The organism is Sulfuricaulis sp., assembly GCF_041499725.1.
In the GTDB taxonomy this organism is placed as follows: Bacteria; Pseudomonadota; Gammaproteobacteria; order Acidiferrobacterales; family Sulfurifustaceae; genus Sulfuricaulis.
In genome coordinates this window covers 1-18,281 of the sequence record NZ_JBGQKW010000023.1, presented here as the reverse complement: position 1 = coordinate 18,281, position 18,281 = coordinate 1, and the positions used below count along the sequence as shown (strand labels likewise).

Sequence of the window (18,281 nt, the reverse complement as noted above, 5' to 3'; positions counted from 1 at the left end):
ACGAGGCAATTGCAGAAGAAGAATCCCAGCGGCACAGCAAAAATCCTGGCAATTTGCCTGCGCATGAGCCTGTCTGTGTCAGGACATATTAAGCGAGTATCGAAAATTAATGATCAAATACGCCTATTCAGGTAGTGGCCTTAAAGATTGGGAAGGCCGCCTGGCCGGTTACGATAAAAAATTCCTCGTTCGCCTGTTCCGCGACATGCTGCGCATTCGGCTGATCGAGGAGGAAATCGAGCGGCGTTATCACCAGGATCAGATGAAAACGCCGATTCACCTCGTGATCGGACAGGAAGCGACTTCCGTGGGTTGTTGCGCGGCGCTCCTCAAGGAAGATCTGCTATATAGCAGCCACAGGACTCACGGTAACTATCTTGCCAAAGGCGGCGACCTCAAGGCGATGCTGTGCGAGATGCACTGCCGCATCAACGGCTGCGCCGGTTCGCGCGGCGGTTCCATGCATCTGATCGACAAAAGCGTGGGCATGGCCGGAACTTCCGCCATTGTCGGTGGTGCCATGCCGATCGCCACTGGTGCGGCGCTGGCTGCCCAGCTTCAGGGCCTTGATCGCGTGTCGGTCGTATTTATAGGTGATGCCACCACTGAGCAGGGCGTCGCCTCCGAAAGCCTGAACTTTGCCGCCCTCAAACGACTTCCCGTCATCTTTTTCTGCGAAAATAATTTCTATTCGGTGCAATCGCCGCTCGCCACGCGTCAGCCACCGCGGGAAATATACAAGTGGGCGGCAAGCTACGGCATCGCCAGCGTCCGGGTGGACGGCACCAACGTGCTCGACGTGCATGAGGCGACCCGCGAGGCCGTCGCGCGCGCGCGGGAAGGTGGAGGGGCCACTTTTATCGAAGCGCCGGTTTATCGTTTCCGCGCGCATGGCGGCGCCGGCGACGACAGTCACACCGGTTACCGCGATCCGGCGGAACGCGAGGCTTGGGAGAAGGTGTGTCCCGTCGAGACTTATTATCAGTTCCTGGCCAAGGCCGGCCTGATCGATGCCACGCAGCGCGAACGGATGCATGCAGAAATCATGCATGAAGTACTTGAAGCGTTCGATTACGCGCTGGCCAGTCCGAATCCGGAAGAAAAGGATTTGTACACCCATGTTTACAGCGATTGAGCGCTTGAGAATAAGCCATGCCGTGGGATGAAGGATTAGTTAATTCTCTGGTCTACGACACCCCCGATCCCAAGACGGGACGCGTGCTCGGTTATGCCAAGGCCATCAATGAGGCGTTGGACATCGCACTGGCACATGACCCCGGTGTATTCGTGCTGGGGCAGGGCGTGGACGATCCGGGCCGCATGTTCGGCACCACCAAGGGCTTGCAGGAAAAATACGGTGCCGCACGTGTGTTCGATACACCCTTGTCGGAGGAAGGCATGATGGGTGTCTGTACCGGCGCCGCCATGAACGGCATGCGCCCCGTGTACATGCACAACCGCCCTGATTTCATCCTACTCGCCTTCAACCAACTGGTGACACACGCATCCAAATATCACTACATGGACAACGGCCAGACGACGGTACCGATGGTGGTGTGGGCCGCCATCGGCCGCGGCTGGGGATCGGGTGCCCAGCACTCGCAATCCATTCAGGGTCTGTTGCTCGGCGTGCCGGGATTGAAAATCGTGATGCCGAGCACGCCTTATGACGCCAAGGGACTGATGCTCGCGGCCATCGCCGACAACAATCCGGTGCTGATCTTCGAGCATCGCTGGCTGATGAAAAAAGACGGCATGGTGCCTGAAGGTTTTTACACCGTGCCGCTGGGAAAAGGCGTTTACCGCCGGCGCGGAAAAGACATCACGATTGTCGGTGCGTCACATGCGCTGGAGGTGGCACTGCAGGCGGCGGCCAAGCTTGCCGACGAGGGGATTGATGCGGAAGTCATCGACTTACGCACGCTCAAGCCGTTGGATGAACAGATCATTTCCGAATCCCTCAAGATGACCGGGAGGTTGCTGGTGGTGGATACCGGCTGGGCGATGGGCGGCGTTTGCGCCGAGATCGGGTGCCTGGCCGCCGAGAAGTGGTTCCATTACCTGAAAGCGCCGGTACGTCGCGTCGGCCTGCCCGATGTTCCGACGCCGGCCGGCTATACGCTGGAACAGTTTTATTATCCCGATGCGCAGAAGATCTCTGGCGTCGTCAGGGAAATGGTCAAAAAATAATTCTTAAAAGGGAAAGCATGTATTACGAACTTGCCAGCAGTTCCTGGGGAGATGAGGAAATTCAGGCCATTCAGCGCGTCGTCGCCAGCGGCCGGTTCACCATGGGCGAAAACGTCAGCCGCTTCGAAGAGGCCTTCGCCAAAAAATTCGGAGTGAAGCACACGCTTATGGTCAGCTCCGGTTCCACCGCCAACCTGGTCGGCATCGCCGCGCTCTTTTATAAGAAGGATCGTCCGCTCCAGCGCGGTGATGAGGTGATTGTTCCTTCGATATCCTGGGCCACGACCTATTACCCGCTTCAGCAGTATGGCCTGAAGCTCAGATTTCTGGACGTGGAACTCGACACCCTGAACATGGATGTGGCGCAGCTCGAGAAGGCGTTCACGCCACGCACAAGGATGGTCGTCGCGGTCAGCATTCTGGGGAATCCCTGTGCGCTGGATGTTCTGAGCAAGTTCTGCGACAAGCACGGACTGTATCTTTTTGAGGACAATTGCGAGTCCATGGGCGCGAAACTCAACGGGAAGCTCTGCGGCACCTTCGGGGACATTGGTACCTTCAGCTCGTTTTTCTCGCATCACATCTCCACCATGGAAGGCGGCATCCTGGTGACGAACGACACGGAACTCTACCACCTGGCGCGGTCCATCCGTGCGCACGGCTGGACGCGCGATGTTCCTGCGGACAGCTCGATTTACGAAAAGCGCGATGACGATTTTTTCGAGGCGTATCGGTTCATCCTGCCGGGCTACAACGCTCGGCCGCTCGAGCTGAGCGGAGCGATCGGCGTCGAGCAGTTGAAGAAGCTCGATGCCATGATCGAGATCCGGCGGCGCAACGCTAGGGTATTCGTCGATCTGTTCAAGAACGACGAGCGCTTCATCATTCAGCGCGAGAACGGCATGAGCTCATGGTTCGCCTTTACCGTCATTCTCAATCCCAAATTCAACGTCGACCGCAAGAAGGTCATGAACGCCATGAAGCAGGCGGACATCGGCTACCGCATCATCACCGGCGGCAATTTCCTGCGCCACGATGTCATCAAGCATTTTGACTACGAATGCGTAGGGGAAATCAAAAACGCCAATATCGCCCATGACCGGGGATTTTTCGTGGGCAATCATCCGCACGACGTCACACCCCAGATCCGGCGTTTTCATGAAGTGCTGGTGAAGGCGGCGGGTTAAATTCCAGGCCGGATGGAAGCCATTATTCTCGCCGGCGGTCTTGGCAGCCGGTTGCGGGCCGTGGTGCCGGATCTGCCCAAGCCCATGGCGCCCATCAACGGCCGTCCTTTTCTGGAATATCTGCTCGACTACTGGGCCGGACAAGGCGTGAGCCGCTTCGTCCTGTCGGTGGGTTACAAACGCGATATTATCGAGGAGCATTTTGCCGCCCGGTATAAAGGGACTGAGGTGGACTATGCCGTGGAAGACCAGCCACTCGGGACGGGTGGCGGGTTGTTGCTGGCGCTTAAGCACCTGCGCCGGACTGGCCCATTCCTTATTATGAATGGGGATACCTTTTTCGAAGTCGATCTGGCGCCGATGCGCCGTTATCACCAGGAAAGACGCGCGGAATTGACGATCGCCCTGAGGGAAGTGGAGGCCAACAGCCGTTACGGCAGTGTGGGAATCGATAAGGAAGGAAAGATCACGACGTTTGATAATCGCGCAAGGTCGGAGGATCAGGCGCTGATCAATGGCGGAGTTTACCTGGCGGAGAAATCCGCCTTCGCCGGCATGGCATCGGAATCCGATGTGCCGGTTTCGATTGAAGATCAGTTGTACCCGCGCATGCTGGCGGAGGGCAGGCGCATGTATGGCTTCCCGTTTTCCGGCCGGTTCATTGATATCGGCATCCCGGAAGACTACCGGCGCGCCGCTTCCGTATTACAGGGTGTATAGGGAAAATTTTCATACTGTCATTAAAGCTTCGAGGTTAAAAAAAGGAAAGGACATGAGCCACAATATTCTTGTTACAGGCGGGGCGGGTTACCTGGGTTCCACGATGGTGCCAGAGCTGTTGGGCGCGGGGCATAAGGTTACGGTGCTGGACAACTTCATGTTCGGCCAGAACAGCCTGGCGCATGCCTGCCATCACCAGAATTTCAGCGTCGTGCGCGGCGATATCCGCGTGGAAAGCACCATGCGGTCGCTGATGAAGAACGCGGATATTATTATACCGCTGGCGGCTCTCGTGGGCGCGCCGCTGTGCAGCAGGGACCCGGTCGGCGCCACCACGATCAATCACGACGCCATCATGATGATGCTGAAGCTGCTGAGCAAGAATCAGATCGTGCTCATGCCGACGACCAACAGCGCGTATGGCACCGGCGATGAAAACAATTTCTGCACCGAGGAGTCGCCACTCCGGCCAATTTCCCAGTACGCGATCGAAAAGGTCGAAATCGAGAAGGCGTTCATGCAACATGCCAACGCCATCAGCTTCCGCCTGGCGACAGTGTTCGGCATGTCGCCGCGCATGCGCATCGATCTGCTGGTGAACGATTTCACGTACCGCGCGTTTTACGATCGCTTCGTGGTGCTGTTCGAGAGCCAGTTCAAGCGCAACTACATCCACGTGCGTGATGTGATGCGGGTTTTTCTGCACGCCATCAAAAACTACGACAAGATGAAGGGCCAGATCTACAATGTCGGCCTGTCGGACGCCAACGTTTCCAAGAAGGAACTGTGTCAGGCCATTCAGAAACATCTGCCGGAGTTTATTTTCCTGGAGGCGCCGGTAGGCAAGGATCCGGATCAGCGCAATTACATCGTTTCCAACGCCAAGATCGAAGCCACCGGATTCAAGCAGAAGTACTCGCTCGATTTCGGCATCCAGGAACTGATCAAGGGCTACACTATGATCCGCAACGCGAGATACGGAAACGTCTGAACGGTTACCTGGGTTCGTGGCGTCTTTCGATTTCGTTGTCATCGGTGCCGGCATTGTCGGCCTGACCACGGCTTATGAGTTGAGGAGGCGATTTCCCCAGGCCAGCATCGCTGTGCTGGAAAAGGAAATATCGCTCGGCCGGCATGCGAGCGGCCGCAATAGCGGTGTGTTGCATTCCGGCATTTATTACGGTGCGGACACGCTCAAGGCCAAGGTCTGCTCCAAAGGCGCCGCCCGGATGATGGCCTTCGCTGAGGAGCATGACATTCCGTACCGGCGTTCCGGCAAGGTGATCATCGCCACCGGCGAGCAGGATCTGCCCACGGTCGAGCGTCTGCTTCAGAACGCGCGCGATAATGGTATCCGCGCGGAACGACATGACGAAAAAGGCATCAAGGAGATTGAGCCCCATGCTAATCCTTATCGGGTCGGCATTTACAGTCCCGATACGGCGGTCATCGACAGCCGTGCGGTGTTGGAGAAGTTGCGCGGCTTGCTTGTATCTGAAGGGGTTCATTTCGCCTTGGGCGAGACGGTAATGGATGTCTCCGAGCGCGACAGATGCCTTTATACCGCTTCCGGCAAGTACTCATACGGGCATGTATTCAATTGTGCCGGGGCTAATGCCGACCGGATTGCGCGGAAATTTGGATTGGGTCGCGATTACACGCTATTGCCGTTCAAGGGCCTTTACTATACGTTGCGGCCGGAGAGGGCAAATCTCGTCCGCAGCAATATCTATCCAGTGCCGGATATCTCGTTGCCTTTTCTGGGCGTGCATCTGACGCGCGTTATCAGCGATGATGTTTATGCCGGCCCCACGGCGATACCAGCCTTTGGACGTGAGAATTACGGTGTGCTCCAAGGCATCCGGACGGGAGAGGGGATTAAAATCGGCTGGCAGCTTGCACGATTGTACCTGCGAAATCAAAATAATTTCCGGCATCTGGTGCACAGCGAGATCGAGAAATACCGCAAGACGCATTTCGTTGAAGCGGTGCGCCGGCTGGTACCGGATATCCGGGCGGACGATCTTGTACCTTCGAAGAAGGTCGGTATCCGACCCCAGTTGATCAATTTACGGACTCAAAAGCTTGAAATGGATTTTGTGATTGAAACCACGCCCTCTTCGGTGCATGTGCTCAATGCCATTTCTCCGGCATTCACCAGCGCCTTCGCCTTTTCCGAGTTGCTCGTTGACCGATGCAACACCACCTCGGCGACCGCCCATGTCGCGTGACAAGGAAAAGGATGCTTATCGACTGCGCCAGCGACGACTGGCCTGCGAAAACATCCGTTTCGAGGTATTCCTGGATGACGTGGAAAATCCGAACGGGGAAATTGTCCGCGATTATCTGGTCGTGGCGCCGAAGGTCAGGACCGGCGAACTGATCACGGGTGTAGCCGTACTGCCCGAAGTTGAAGGGAAACTGGGGTTGTTACGCATATACCGGCACGCCATCCAGCGTCACCTGTGGGAGATACCACGGGGTTTCGTCGATGCCGGCGAATCGGATCGTAGTTCCGCGCTACGTGAACTGGAGGAAGAGACAGGATTGTTATGCGCCGATGCCGACCTGGAATCACTGGGTACCTTCGCCCCGGAACCCGGGATACTCGCCGCACGGGTGCATCTGTTCGTGGCCCATCGCTGCCGCGCTGTCCGGCCATTCAGCGGCGAGGAATTCGGCCATAAGGAATTCCGCCTGTTCGATCCAGCGCAACTGTCAGCTTTGCATGCGGCCGGTGAAATACAGGATTCTTCTACGCTTATTACATGCTTCAGATCCAGGGAAAGGTTGAGTAAGTGACAAAATCCAGGGCTCGAAAAGACGCTGGCGATGACGACGTTCTGTTCGATGCCGCGGATGTGCGCGATGCTTCGACATTCGAGTCGCAGAGCGGCAGGAAAGGAAGCGCAAGGTCTTTTCTTCGGATTGTTCAGAAAGTTGTCAGGCGCAAGCGTTTCTGGCTGGCTCTCGTCCTGTTTGGGTTGGCGGTCCTGCTGTATGCCCTGAGACAATATGGTTATTTTGCGCCGGACAGCATTGTGTGGTTTCTTAAATCGCATCCTGTCATTGCCCCCGTCGTTTTTGCCGTGGCCTACGCCGTCATGGTCATGTGCCTTGTGCCTACCTTGCCGTTGAATCTGGGCGCCGGACTAATATGGGGGCCATATTGGGGCGGCCTTTTGACTGTGATTGGTGCCGGTACAGGCTCGGCCTTGGCTTTTCTGGCTGCCCGGTATCTGGCATCGGATTACCTCAACAGGAAATTCGGCAATTCCGCTTGGACTTGGCTCAGGGAAGAGATGCAACGCAAAGAATGGAAAGCCGTGGCGTTTACTCGTATCAATCCGATTTTCCCGTTCGGGCCTTCCAGTTATTTTTTCGGACTGACGAGAATCAAGTTCAGTCGCTATATCGTCACCACACTGCTCTCCATCGCACCGCTGTGTATATTGTTCGCCGCCATCGGGTCCTCCATCGGCGGCATTGTTCTACATGGGGACGCCTACACGCTGGTAAAAGACATGCTGGCTATATCATTGGCGGTGACTCTACTCGTGGCATTGAAGATGGCAGTCAAGAAGTTCTCCCAATAGGCAGGAAAACGTTCATCGCGCTTTGAGTTAATCAACGAATGAAAACGACATTATTGGTGCTGACATTAAATGAATTGCACGGCATGCAGGCAGTCATGCCGCTGGTCAAACGCGACTGGTGCGATCAGATTATTATCCTCGATGGAGGCTCCAGCGACGGCACAATCGAATGGGCCAAGGGACAGGGATATGAAGTGTATGTGCAGAAACGCCCCGGCTTCCGGCATGCCTACAATGAAGTGCTTCCCTATGTAACGGGCGATACAATCATCACCTTCAGTCCCGATGGCAATTCCATTCCGGAGCTGATTCCTGCACTCATTGAAAAAATGAAGGAAGGGTATGACATGGTGATCGTCTCCCGGTATTTGGGCAGCGCGAAAAGCGAGGACGATGACGTTGTTACCGGTTTCGGCAACTGGCTATTTACGAGGACCGTCAATCTGTTGCACGGCGGCCATTATACTGACGCGATGGTGATCTATCGGGCCTATAAAAAGCAGATCGTGTACGATCTCGAACTGAACAATGAAGAAGGCTATGCGTTGGCCGAAAAGCTGTTTCAGACCCGGATCAGCTGGGAGCCCTTGCTGTCCGTGCGCGCCGCCAAGAGGAAGCTCAAGATAGCCGAGATTCCGGGCGATGAACCGCCGCGGATCGGCGGAGAGCGCAAGCTGAAGATACTGAAATGGGGCGCGGCGTACTATTTTCAGTTTCTACGGGAAGTGTTCTGTTGGCGCTAGCTTTGCTTTTGAAAATGACGAGTGCGCATGGATTCGATAGATAAGAGGATCAAGGGAGAAATTCGTGGCAGTTAAAAAAGACGTGGACGTGCTATTCATCAATCCCGGTAGCAGGTTGGCCGTTTATCAGGAATTGGGCGACACTTTCTCGGCGATCGAGCCTCCTTCGCTGGCCGGTATGTTTGCGACATATATAAGGAATAAAGGACTGTCCGTTGGCATCATTGACGCCCCGGCGCATAATTTGAGTCCGCAGGGGGTCGCCCGGTTTGTAATGGAGAATTACAAACCGGTGCTGGTCGTGATGGTGGTATACGGTTTCCAGCCATCCGCCTCCACACAGAACATGCCGGCCGCGGGCGAAACCTGTGCCGCGCTCAAGGAATTGGACAGAAACTACAGGATCATGATGACCGGCACCCATCCCGCGGCGTTGCCGGAGCGGACCATGCGGGAGGAGAACATCGATTATGTTTGCGACCGGGAAGGACCGCAAACCATTCTGCAAACCGCGCTTGCGTTGAAATCATCGAGCCCGAAATTCAGCGGCATAGCCAGCCTTTGGTACCACGACGACAGGCGTATCGTCTCCAATCCGCCGGGTGAACTGATGGACGATCTTGATCGGGAAATGCCCGAGGTGGCCTGGGACCTGCTGCCGATGGAAAAATACCGTGCCCACAACTGGCATAGCTTCGAGCGCATCCACGAGCGTTCACCTTATGTCTCGATTCATACCAGTCTCGGATGCCCTTACAAGTGCTCGTTCTGCTGCATCAATGCTCCATTTGGAAAATCCTCGTACCGCATGTGGTCGCCAGACACGGTCATCAAAGAGATCGACGTTCTGGTCAACAAGTACGGCGTGCGCAACATCAAGTTTGTCGATGAAATGTTTGTGCTCAACCGAAATCATGTCATCGGCATCTGCGACCGGATCATCGAGCGCGGTTACGATCTCAATATCTGGGCTTATGCCCGCGTCGATACGGTCAAGGATGAATTTCTGGAAAAACTGAGGCGCGCCGGTTTCCGCTGGCTCGCGTTGGGTATCGAGTCGGGCAGCAAGCATGTGCGCGACGGCGTGGAGAAGGGTCGTTTCGGGACGTCGCAGATTCTGGAAGTAGTCAAGAAAATCCAGGATGCCGACATTTACGTCATCGGGAATTACATATTCGGCCTGCCGGATGACACGCAAGAGTCCATGCAGGATACACTGGAGCTGGCCATCGAGGCCAATTGCGAGTTCGCCAACTTCTACTCTGCCATGGCCTATCCGGGTTCCCAGCTCTACCGCATGGCGATGGAAAAGGGCTGGGAGCTGCCCGATTCATGGATAGGCTATTCCCAGCACAGTTATGAAACTAAACCGCTGCGAACGGAGGTCTTGGGCGCAGCGGAGGTGCTGAAATTCCGGGATGAGGCGTTTATGAAATATTTCAATAATCCTAAATACCTGGAGATGGTCCGGAAAAAATTCGGCGCGGATGTTGTGCAGCATGTTAAGGATATGACCAAAATCAAGTTGAAGCGGAAGCTTTATTCATAATTAATTCGCGCTGACGGGATTACATGATTATAAGCAGGACGCCATTCAGGATTTCATTCTTCGGGGGAGGCACGGATTATCCAGCCTGGTTTCGTGAAAACGGTGGCGCGGTACTTTCCACGGCCATCGACAAGTATTGCTATATCAGCTGTCGTTATCTCCCGCAATTCTTCGAGCACAAATACAGAATCGTTTATTCCAAGATTGAAAACATCAAAGTAATCCAGGATATCGAGCATCCTGCTGTGCGTGCCGTTCTGACATGGCTGAAATGCGACAAGGGCCTGGAAATTCACCACGATGGCGATTTGCCTGCCAGGTCGGGTCTCGGATCCAGCTCGTCATTTACCGTTGGTTTGATCAACGCGATCATGGCGTTGAGCGGGAAATACATCTCGAGTGCCGAGCTGGCGGATTGTGCCATTCATATTGAGCAGAACATATTGAAGGAAAATGTCGGCTCGCAAGATCAGATAGCTGTCGCTTACGGTGGATTCAACCGCGTTGAGTTCAAGACCGATGGCACCTATGACGTGACCTCCATTATCCTGCCGCCGGAAAGAAAGCAGATGCTGGAATCGCACCTCATGTTATTTTTTACCGGTTTATCGCGGTTATCTTCGGATGTCGAAAAGACAAAAATCAACAATTACAAGAATCGCGAAGTCGAATTGCGAAAGATGGCGGAAATGGTGAACGAGGCGATGGACATATTGAATGGTCCGGATCGTTATATGCTGGAATTCGGAAAGCTGCTGGATGAGGGCTGGAGGTATAAGAAAAGCCTCTCCGACATGGTTTCCATGCCTGTTATCGACCAGATATACGATGCCGCCCTGAAGGTAGGTGCCATCGGAGGAAAAATACTGGGCGCCGGTGGAGGTGGATTCCTTCTGTTGTTCGCCCCTCCCGAAAATCAGGCGAGAGTAAAGGAGCAACTAAAGGATCTTATCCACGTGCCCATTCGTTTTGAGAATTCAGGCAGTAAAATTGTTCTGTATCAGCCAAGCGGCCTTGTTTGATCGAAGCGGACCCGCCTTGCGAGATCTTTAAGTTTTTATTTTATTGATCACACGTGAACAGCCGTTCAGTTAACGGATAACAGGAGATCCGCACAATCATGTTTGTCTTTTTTGCAAAACCGCCGGCAGCCGGAAAAGGCATGAAAGTGCTTTTTATTTTTCTCGCGCTTCTGTATGCGGCGCTTCTGCTTATTCATCCCCAGCTGGGCCCGAACGATGAATTCGCCTTTCTGCCCACGCTCCAAAGCGGGAAATTCTTTCCCATGTACTGGATGAAAGATTTTCCCTATTACAACGACATAAGTGGCGGCCGGTTCGGACCGCTCGGCGGGCAGGAATACAATCTTGTCGCTCTATTTTCGCATTTGCCTGTGGCGTATTTTGCATTCAATGCGGCGGAATTGCTGTTGTTTGCGGGCATCTTCGTCTGGATTCTCCGTGAATATTCCACGAGTAAGGCGCTGATTTATCTTGCAGGCACGCTTGTTCTTCTGACTCCTGGGTTCACGCTTGCTTTTTTCAAGCTGTTTCATGTTGAAAAGAACGTCCTGTTCTTTCTTTCTCTGTTCTTTGCATCTTACCTGCTTTATCAGAAACGCCAGCAGACGATTTATTTCATTTTTGCACTGTTGTGCGCCAACGTAGCGATTTATTACAAGGAACCGGTTTTCATGGCAGTGGCGACATTCGCGGCCGGCCATCTTTTGCTCTCCTGGAAGACGTTGAATAGGAAGGCCAAGCTGCTGGATGGTCTGCTGATCGGCAGCGCGGTGCTTTATATTAGTATTTATTTGATCATGGTAATGCCAAGTCTTGAGCCGTCTATCTATCTATCGGCCGCGACCGACCACAATATTCTGACTTTATTAAAAACTGTTTCGAATTATGCGCTTTTCTCGGACCCGTTACCCACTCTGGTGTTGATCCCGCTGTTGCTGTGGCGCATGTTTCGCGTGTTCGTAAGAAAAGACCTGGCGCATCCTGTGCTTGATCCGATGGCCGCGGCAGGGGTTGCTTATATGAGCGTCTATTTTATCCTCAAATTGTACAGTCCGTATTACCTGCTGCCGGTTTATCTTTTTGCGCTGCCGCCTATTTTTTACTTTCTTCAAAAGGGTGCGCTGCGAGGTGTATTTTGGACAACGAGTTTTTCCATTACGGCGTTTGTTCTGGTAATGAATGCCATTCCACTCGCGGTTCACTATGTTGCTTACTATAAATATATACCGATCAACTTTAATAAAACTATGGATTTCCTTGTTGAGGATATTAATCGCCGGTACGTCGGTCAGCGCTTGAATATATTCTTTTACGGCGTGGACCGCGGATCTCACGCTTATTTCATCGCCGGCGAGTACCTTAGATTCAAAGGCCTCTCGATTCGGAAATTCGATTTAAAATCCGACATCGAGGCACGCAATCCCGGTCCCCCGGTCTGGAAGGCGTCACCATTTGACAGACCGGAGGATATTGATGCAGTGGATCCGCAGCACACTTACAAATATCCCCAACTGCCTCTTTCCGTATACCAGCCCGGTCCGTTGTTTTCAATTCAACGCGGAGATTACCTGATCGTGTCGCCGGAAAGCCTCAGGAATTATGATAGGGAATACATCGAGAATCTTAAGAAGGATTACGTTCTTATTTTTTATACCCAAAGCCCGCTTTCAGTTCCCCTCGTTGGGCTGAAAACGTTTGTTAAGTATCTCCTGTCGCATGAATTGTCGCCCACGCAAAAAGCATCTGGCATCATCCTCAATGAAAATCTGTTGCACTGGCCGGATTATTATGTGTTTGTCAGGAAATAAGGTGTTTTTTAACACCGTATAACAGTTAAGTGGGGAGACCATGAATCCCAGGATTAAAGTTCTTCATGTCGTGCCCACTTTTTACCCCGCTACTTACTTCGGTGGAACCATTTATGCGCTGTTCGGGCTTTGCAATGCACTAGCGCGCCCGGGAGGGGCGGAGCTCCGCGTGTTGACGACGGACAGCAATGGTCCCCGCCGACAAAACCGTCTGGAAATACAGAGTCTGCCGGTGCGCCGGCATGAAGGTTATGACGTGTATTACTGCCGAAAGTGGTGGGGTAAGGAGTTTTCCGGGCAACTGCTGTCCATGCTGTATTTCATGATCCGTTGGGCTGATGTAGTACATCTCACCAGCGTATATTCGTTCTCAACAATACCCACTCTTTTACTGTGTAAACTGCTCCGCAAACCGGTTGTCTGGTCGCCACACGGGCAGTTGCAGCGGTGGGGTGGCTCGACGCGGCCGCTGTTCAAGCGATTCTGGGAGATAATCTGCAACCGTCTGCTAAATCCGCGACGCAGCGTGCTGCACGTGACGAGCCGGGATGAAGCCGAAGAAAGCCACCGTCGAATCGCGCGTGTACGGGTGGAAATTGTCGAAAACGGAGTGGAAATTCCCCACGAGACCCCCGATCGATTGTGGGCGCCGGATGGGACGTTGCGATTGCTTTTCATCGGGCGGCTAGACCCCAAGAAAGGTATCGAGAATCTTCTGAAGGCACTGAAGCGGCTCGATGAAAAGGTTGGCCTCGTCGTCTGCGGCACTGGCGATCCAGATTACGCGTCCTCACTCCGAATGCTGGCGGCAGAACTTGGGCTGTCTGGGCGCGTGAAGTTTGCCGGTCAGGTGGAAGGCGAGGCAAAATCGCGGGCGTTCTGGAACGCGGATATCTGTGTGGTACCTTCCCATACTGAGAATTTCGCCATGGTTGTGGCCGAGGCGCTGGCGCATGGAGTCCCTGTGATCGCCAGTCAGGGAACGCCTTGGAAAGAACTGGTGGAGCGTCAATGTGGTCTGTGGGTGGTAAACGACCCGTCCTCTCTGGTGAAGGCCATCACCGAAATGCGAGGCCGGAATCTGAGCCAGATGGGGAAAAACGGGCGGCAGTGGATGGAGCAAAGCTTTTCCTGGGCGGCGGTGGCCGGACGCATGCATGCCGTCTACACCAGTCTTGTCAGCGGGATGGGAAAGTGAACGCATGAAGATATGTATTGTCTCGTCCTGCGGTGGCCACCTGACGGAAGTACGTCGACTGAAACCGGCTTACGAAAAATACGCGCATTTTTATGTGCTGAATGACAAGGCCATTCTGCCGGCTGACATGCAAAGCAAAACTTACTTCATCGCCCATTCAGAGCGCGATTGGAAATCTTTTCTTAATCTGTGGGAGGCGTTATGGATTCTTCGACGTGAGCGGCCGGATGTGATCCTGAGCACCGGCGCCGGCCCGGCGGTTCCATTCGCCATTATCGGGCGGTTTTTTTTCCGCACCAGAGTTGTTTTTGTGGAAACCATCGCCAGCACCCATGCGGCAACGCTCACGGGGAGGATCATGTATCGTTTGGCTCAGCGGTTTTTCTATCAGTGGGAATCGCTATCTGCATTTTTCCCGAAAGGTGAATACGGTGGGCCGCTGATTTGAGCACCTTCGTCTCCGTCGGCAACGCACACCAGCCATTCGGACGTTTGTTGGAGGCAGTCCGTCACGTGGTGGCACAGCTGCCCCAGCCAGTGGTTGTGCAGCATGGCTATACCGCTTTTGACGATCCTGTCTGTACGCGTGTACCTTTTCTGAGCATGGAGGAGTTTGTTCAGCACGTTCACGATGCCGAGTTGCTCATCATGCACGCTGGTGCAGGGTCGGTGATTCACGCCGCCGGCGCAGGAAGAATTCCGGTGATTATGCCGCGCCACGCCGCATACGGGGAGCACGTGAACGACCATCAGGTCGAATTTGCACAAGCGCTTGCGGCCGCCGGGAAGGTGATCGTGGTGGAGAATCCGGATGACCTGGAGCGGGCGGTGAAAGAGGCAATGGCACGGCAACGGCAGTTCTCGAATCGCGACGGCGGCCCCCAGGACCCCCTGCCGCCTTTGGTCGGAATGGTGGATCGCGTGCTGAGCGACTATGCCCGCGATCTATCGTTGAATCGCGAATGATTATTCTCGGTATTAACGCCTATCATGGCGATTCTTCCGCTTGCCTGGTCAAGGATGGAAAACTGATTGCGGCCGCGGAAGAAGAGCGGTTTCGCCGTATCAAGCACTGGGCCGGCTTCCCCTCCGAGTCCATTCGCTATTGCCTCGCTGAGGCCGGCGTCGACCTCGCCGCCGTCGAACATGCGGCCATCAACAGCGACCCCGGCGCCAACTTCTGGAGAAAGGCCTGGTTTACCGTGACCCATCGGCCGGATCCGCGGCTGATTCTTAATCGTCTTGCCAATCGCCGCCGCCGATTGTCCGTCGAGGATCAGTTGCAAAAAGAATTTCCGCAGCAACGTTTTGTCGGGCATGTGTATCGTGTTGAGCACCATCTTGCTCATCTCGCTTCGGCTTTTCTGGTAGCGCCGTTTGACGAAGCGCTTGCCGTCTCCGTCGACGGCTTCGGGGATTTCGCGAGCGCCGCCTGGGGCGTTGGGCGTGGCACGCAGATAAACGTCGATGGCAAAGTTTATTTTCCACATTCCCTGGGAATCTTTTATCAGGCGATGACCCAGTACCTGGGATTTCCGCACTACGGCGATGAATACAAGGTGATGGGACTTGCGCCCTATGGCGAACCGCGTTATCTGGACCAGATGCGCCGGATCGTCAAATTGCAGGGCGACGGGACTTTTCGTCTGGACCTCTCATACTTTCGTCATCACAGCGAAATGGTTGAATATACCTGGGACAACGGGTCGCCGGTTGTCGGACGCTTGTATACACCGGTCCTGGAAGACCTGCTCGGTCCGGCGCGCGCCGGTGAAGAACCATTGACCCAGAAACATAAAGATCTGGCCCGGTCGGTACAGGCCATGTATGAAGAGGCATTTTTTCACTTGCTCAACAATCTTCACGCACGCAATGGGATCGACTCGTTGGCGCTGGCCGGCGGGTGCGCCATGAACTCGGTGGCCAACGGAAAAATCTATCGTCACACGCCGATTCGCCGCGTTTACATCCAGTCGGCTGCGGGCGATGCCGGGGGCGCCATCGGCGCGGCGATGGCCTTATGGCACCAGCTTCAAGCCGGGCAGAGAGGTCCCGTGATGAATCACGCCTACTGGGGACCGCAGTACAGCGACGATCAGATTGGCGCCGTTCTGGATGCCGGCAAGGAAGCGATAAATCACCGAGGCTGCCGCGTCAACCGTATTGCCGATGAAAGCGAATTGTGTCGTGTCGCGGCCACGGCTGTTGCTGAAGGTAAGGTGGTCGGGTGGTTTCAGGGCCGGATGGAATGGGGCCCACGCGCGCTCGGCAATCGCTCCATCCTGGGTGATCCGCGCCGCGCCGACATGAAGGACATCCTCAATCTCAAGATCAAGCGACGTGAATCGTTCCGGCCGTTCGCGCCATCCATTTTGCGCGAGGCGGTCCCCGCATGGTTCGAGACGGACGACGACGTGCCCTTTATGATGGAGGTGTTTCAGATTCGCCAGGAGAAGCGTGCGCAGGTGCCGGCCGTGACGCATGTCGATGGTTCCGGGCGGTTGCAGACGGTGCATCGCGATACCAATCCGAGGTATTACCGTCTGATCGAGGCATTTGCCGAACAGACCGGGGTGCCGATGGTGCTCAACACGTCCTTCAACGAGAACGAGCCGGTCGTCTGCCGGCCCGAGGAGGCGCTGGACTGTTTTTTGCGTACCCGGATGGACGTATTGATTCTGGGAAACTGGATGCTTGTCCGCGATTCCGCCAATGGCTGATCCATGCGGTAAAGCCCAGTGAGGCCGAAAATATCGGTTGTCACGGCGGTCTACAACAATGTCGCCACGGTGAAGGATACCATCCTGTCCGTCTCATCCCAGGATTATCCGTATGTAGAACATATTATCATTGACGGCGCCTCGACGGACGGCACGCTCGACATCATCCGTCAATACGCGGGGGAAAAAACAATGGTCAGATCAGAACCCGATCAGGGGATGTATGACGCGATGAACAAGGGGCTGGCCCTGGCAAGCGGCGATATCGTCGGTTTTCTCAATGCTGACGATACCTATGCTGATACTCATGTGCTCACGGAAATCGTTGACATGATTGAAGAAAATAATGTCGACGCGGCATATGGCGACCTTATTTATGTAGATAGATTGAATGCCAGCAAGGTTGTGCGTTATTGGAAATCGCAGGCTTATCAAGACGGGCTTTTCGAGAAAGGCTGGATGCCGGCGCATCCGACGTTTTACGCGAAAAGGCGGGTATACGAGAAATATGGCGGTTATGACACCGTCTATCGTCGTCAGTCGGATTTTGAGCTGACCCTGCGTTTGCTCGCGGTGCACAAGATAACGTCCGCCTATATCCCGAAGGTTCTCGTGCGCATGCGCAGCGGTGGCGCTTCGCGGGGACTGTGGCATATCCTCGAAGGCAATCTTGAGGCCTATCGTGCATGCCGGAAGCACCAATTGCCTGTTACTCCTTTTTTTATCGTTAGAAAGATTTTATCCCGCGTGCCGCAATTTCTATTACGGTCGCGTGGTGCGGCATAAATGGTAAAAGGCTGAAGTCATGAAAGGAAACAATATTTATCATTCGCTGCTCGTGTTCAAAAAATAATGGGGCCGCGCGTGTTGCATGCATAACGCCGGGTTGAACCTATGAATGCCATGGGCGCAATTTTCGTAACCGGTGACGCGGGCTTCATTGGCGAATTTCGTGCATGCTTGGCTTGAGGGGGCCGGCGGACGCATTATCAACTTGTCCGTCAGTATTTTCGCAAGGAACTTCAATGAGGTGCACATGAATTCGCTACAACACGTTGCGTTTCAAGGTTGAATCCGTCTCGGGAAGCAATAATGGCACCGCGTTATCTCATAATCGGCGCATCCGGTTTTGTTGGCGCACGCCTGTTTTCGATTCTCGGTCCGGACAACGCGGTAGCAACCTATAACAACAGGCCAGTGGCGGGCGGCCTCGCTTTCGATGCCGTCAATATGCGACTTGCCGATTCTGTTTTGAAACGACATGTCGGACTGACACATGCTTTCGTGTTTCACGGTATCACCAACATAGACGCCTGCGCGCGCGATCCACAGGGAACGGCACGAGTGAATGTCGACAGCGTGTGCGCAGTTATCGACGACCTGGTCGAGCACGGGATAATACCGGTGTTCGCCTCCAGCGATGCGGTGTTCGACGGCTCGCGCGGTATGTGGACGGAGGAAGACCCGGTAAATCCGATTCTGACCTATGGCCGACACAAAGCGCTGGTTGAGCGCCACATGCAGGAGAAGTCCTGTCCATGGCTGGTG

18 protein-coding genes are annotated in these 18,281 nt (G+C 54.5%); all 18 read left to right on the top strand.

Annotation, left to right across the window (positions count from 1 at the left end):
- Window positions 1-109: 109 nt before the first annotated feature.
- On the top strand, window positions 110-1,135 hold the full coding sequence (locus ACC569_RS05960; RefSeq protein ID WP_372522583.1) for a thiamine pyrophosphate-dependent dehydrogenase E1 component subunit alpha: 1,026 nt from the start codon (window positions 110-112) through the stop codon (window positions 1,133-1,135).
- Window positions 1,136-1,152: 17 nt separating this feature from the next.
- A complete protein-coding gene (locus ACC569_RS05955; RefSeq protein WP_372522582.1) occupies window positions 1,153-2,190 on the top strand; it encodes an alpha-ketoacid dehydrogenase subunit beta in 1,038 nt (345 codons plus the stop codon).
- Between the two features lie 17 nt (window positions 2,191-2,207).
- Window positions 2,208-3,377 carry a DegT/DnrJ/EryC1/StrS family aminotransferase gene (locus tag ACC569_RS05950; RefSeq protein ID WP_372522581.1) on the top strand — a complete coding sequence of 390 codons (1,170 nt, stop codon included), beginning with the start codon at window positions 2,208-2,210 and terminating at the stop codon, window positions 3,375-3,377.
- 12 nt (window positions 3,378-3,389) lie between these two features.
- On the top strand, window positions 3,390-4,097 hold the full coding sequence (locus ACC569_RS05945) for a nucleotidyltransferase family protein (protein ID WP_372522580.1): 708 nt from the start codon (window positions 3,390-3,392) through the stop codon (window positions 4,095-4,097).
- Window positions 4,098-4,149: 52 nt separating this feature from the next.
- A complete protein-coding gene (locus ACC569_RS05940) occupies window positions 4,150-5,088 on the top strand; it encodes an NAD-dependent epimerase/dehydratase family protein (RefSeq protein WP_372522579.1) in 939 nt (312 codons plus the stop codon).
- A gap of 16 nt (window positions 5,089-5,104) precedes the next feature.
- A complete protein-coding gene (gene lhgO / locus ACC569_RS05935; protein ID WP_372522578.1) occupies window positions 5,105-6,328 on the top strand; it encodes an L-2-hydroxyglutarate oxidase in 1,224 nt (407 codons plus the stop codon).
- A complete protein-coding gene (locus ACC569_RS05930) occupies window positions 6,318-6,899 on the top strand; it encodes an NUDIX hydrolase (protein ID WP_372522577.1) in 582 nt (193 codons plus the stop codon). Before lhgO ends, ACC569_RS05930 begins: the two co-directional genes overlap by 11 nt.
- Window positions 6,896-7,693, top strand: coding sequence for a TVP38/TMEM64 family protein (locus ACC569_RS05925; RefSeq protein ID WP_372522576.1), 798 nt, complete (start codon window positions 6,896-6,898; stop codon window positions 7,691-7,693). The genes ACC569_RS05930 and ACC569_RS05925 overlap by 4 nt, the downstream gene beginning before the upstream one ends.
- Before the next feature lie 95 nt (window positions 7,694-7,788).
- Complete coding sequence (locus ACC569_RS05920) at window positions 7,789-8,436, top strand: glycosyltransferase (RefSeq protein WP_372522575.1); 648 nt, start codon at window positions 7,789-7,791, stop codon at window positions 8,434-8,436.
- Window positions 8,437-8,500: 64 nt separating this feature from the next.
- Entirely contained in the window at window positions 8,501-9,985 is a 1,485-nt protein-coding gene (locus ACC569_RS05915) for a radical SAM protein (RefSeq protein ID WP_372522574.1), read from the top strand.
- A gap of 23 nt (window positions 9,986-10,008) precedes the next feature.
- Window positions 10,009-11,007 carry a kinase gene (locus ACC569_RS05910; protein ID WP_372522573.1) on the top strand — a complete coding sequence of 333 codons (999 nt, stop codon included), beginning with the start codon at window positions 10,009-10,011 and terminating at the stop codon, window positions 11,005-11,007.
- A 98-nt stretch (window positions 11,008-11,105) separates the two neighbouring features.
- A complete protein-coding gene (locus ACC569_RS05905; RefSeq protein WP_372522572.1) occupies window positions 11,106-12,815 on the top strand; it encodes a hypothetical protein in 1,710 nt (569 codons plus the stop codon).
- A gap of 40 nt (window positions 12,816-12,855) precedes the next feature.
- Complete coding sequence (locus ACC569_RS05900; RefSeq protein ID WP_372522571.1) at window positions 12,856-14,013, top strand: glycosyltransferase; 1,158 nt, start codon at window positions 12,856-12,858, stop codon at window positions 14,011-14,013.
- Window positions 13,973-14,461, top strand: a complete 489-nt coding sequence (gene pssD, locus ACC569_RS05895; protein ID WP_372522570.1) for a PssD/Cps14F family polysaccharide biosynthesis glycosyltransferase — start codon at window positions 13,973-13,975, stop codon at window positions 14,459-14,461. Before ACC569_RS05900 ends, pssD begins: the two co-directional genes overlap by 41 nt.
- Window positions 14,458-14,979 (top strand): glycosyltransferase, encoded by a 522-nt coding sequence (locus ACC569_RS05890; RefSeq protein ID WP_372522569.1) that lies wholly within the window; start codon window positions 14,458-14,460, stop codon window positions 14,977-14,979. The genes pssD and ACC569_RS05890 overlap by 4 nt, the downstream gene beginning before the upstream one ends.
- Window positions 14,976-16,733 (top strand): carbamoyltransferase, encoded by a 1,758-nt coding sequence (locus ACC569_RS05885; RefSeq protein WP_372522568.1) that lies wholly within the window; start codon window positions 14,976-14,978, stop codon window positions 16,731-16,733. The genes ACC569_RS05890 and ACC569_RS05885 overlap by 4 nt, the downstream gene beginning before the upstream one ends.
- An 18-nt stretch (window positions 16,734-16,751) precedes the next feature.
- Window positions 16,752-17,519: a glycosyltransferase family 2 protein gene (locus ACC569_RS05880; RefSeq protein WP_372522567.1), complete on the top strand. Its 768-nt coding sequence runs from the start codon at window positions 16,752-16,754 to the stop codon at window positions 17,517-17,519.
- Window positions 17,520-17,825: 306 nt separating this feature from the next.
- Window positions 17,826-18,281 (top strand): sugar nucleotide-binding protein (locus ACC569_RS05875; RefSeq protein WP_372522566.1); only part of this gene is annotated, 456 nt, incomplete at its 3' end.